This is a genomic window from Frankia sp. CoWAU3, from assembly GCF_977971855.1.
The window spans coordinates 3376-5220 of sequence record NZ_CDWWXB010000214.1; the positions used below are offsets into that span (position 1 = coordinate 3376).

Here is a 1845-nt window from a genome sequence, read left to right on the forward strand (position 1 = left end):
GCCGGCCGCCGCGGACGCCGTGCCGCTGCTGTTCCCGCACGCTCCACTGGCGGTGGAGGGCATGGACGCGCGCCTGGTCGACATCGTGCGCCGGCACCGGGGACCGTGGGCCGTACCGGAGCTTCCCGCCGGCACCGGCTGGCTGTTCGTCGAGGTCGGTGGGGCGAGCCCGGCGGAGGCGCTCGCGGCCGGCCGGGCGTTGGCGACCGCCGCGGGCACGAGGGCCGCCCGGGTGCTGCCCACCGGCCCGCAGACCCGCGCCCTCTGGCGGATCCGCGAGGACGGCGCGGGTCTCGCCGGGCGGACCGCGGCGGGGGAACCAGCCTGGCCCGGCTGGGAGGACGCGGCCGTGCCGCCGCAGCGCCTGGGAGCCTACCTGCGTGACTTCGAGGACCTGCTGCGCGCGCACCGGATCGACGGGGTGCCGTACGGACACTTCGGGGACGGCTGCGTGCACATCCGGATTGATCTACCGTTGGCGGAGGCCCCGGGGCGCCTGCGCCCGTTCCTGACCGAGGCCGCCGACCTGGTCGCCTCCTACGGCGGCTCGATATCCGGTGAGCACGGGGACGGCCGGGCCCGCGGTGAGCTGCTGGCCAGGATGTACTCGCCGGTCGCGCTCGGCGTCTTCGCCGGTTTCAAGGCCCTGTTCGACCCGGACGATCTTCTCAACCCGGGTGTGCTGGTCCGGCCGAGGCCGATCGACGCCGACCTGCGCCTGCCGGCGGCTCGCCCGCTGCCCACCATCGGCGGATTCGCCTTCACCGCCGACGCGGGGGAGTTCGGGCGGGCCGTCCACCGCTGCGTCGGGCTGGGCACCTGCCGGGCCGACACGCCGGCGGCCGGCGGCTTCATGTGCCCGTCGTACCTCGCGACGCGCGACGAGAAGGATTCCACCCGCGGCCGGGCCAGGGTGCTGCAGGAGATGGCGAACGGCTCGCTGGTCCGCGGAGGTGCCGGGGGCGCCCGGGCCCCGGAGGTGGCCGAGGTGCTCGACCTGTGCCTGTCGTGCAAGGCGTGCGCGCGCGACTGCGCGGCCGGGGTGGACATGGCGACGTACAAGTCCGAGGTGCTGTTCCGCGCCTACCGGCATCGGCTCCGGCCGGTCAGCCATTACGTGCTCGGCTGGTTGCCCCGATGGGCCCGGGTCGCCGGGCGGGCGCCACGCTTGGTCAACGCGGTGCTGGCCGGACCGGCGGTGCGACGGCTGCTGCTGCGGATGGGGGGCATGGACGCGCGCCGCGAGGTGCCGGCCTTCGCCAGGCAACCGTTCAGCCGCTGGTGGCGCGAGCACGGCGGCTCGGACCTGGGAAGCGGCTCGGAGCTGGGAAACGGGTACCCGGCTGACGGGCGGCCGGCTGACGGGCAAGCAGCCGACGGGCGGGGGATCCACAGGCGCGAGGCCCACAGCCGGGAGGTGGTGCTGTGGATCGACACGTTCACGGAGGCGTTCTCCCCCGAGGTCGGCCGGGCCGCCGTGGCAGTGCTGGCGGACGCCGGCTACCGGGTGATCGTGCCGCCGGGCCCAGCGTGCTGTGGTCTCACCTGGATCACCACCGGCCAGCTCGACGGTGCGCGCCGCCGGTTGCGAGCGACCGTCGACTGCCTCGCGCCGTACGCCCGGGCCGGGACGCCGATCGTCGGCCTGGAACCGTCTTGCACGGCGGTGCTGCGCGGCGACCTCGTCGAGCTGCTCGCGGGCGACCCCGCCGCCGCGCTGGTAGCCGGTGCGGTGCGTACCCTCGCCGAGCTGCTCGGCGACACCATCGGCTGGACTCCGCCGCGTCTCGACGGGGTGCGCATCCTTGCCCAGCCGCACTGCCACCAGCACGCGGTCATGGGATT

1 protein-coding gene is annotated in these 1845 nt (G+C 75.4%); it reads left to right on the forward strand.

The window, feature by feature from the left end:
- Window positions 1-1845, forward strand: a 1845-nt coding sequence (locus AC08ON_RS15600) for an FAD-binding and (Fe-S)-binding domain-containing protein (RefSeq protein ID WP_476617226.1), incomplete at both ends; no start/stop codon positions are given.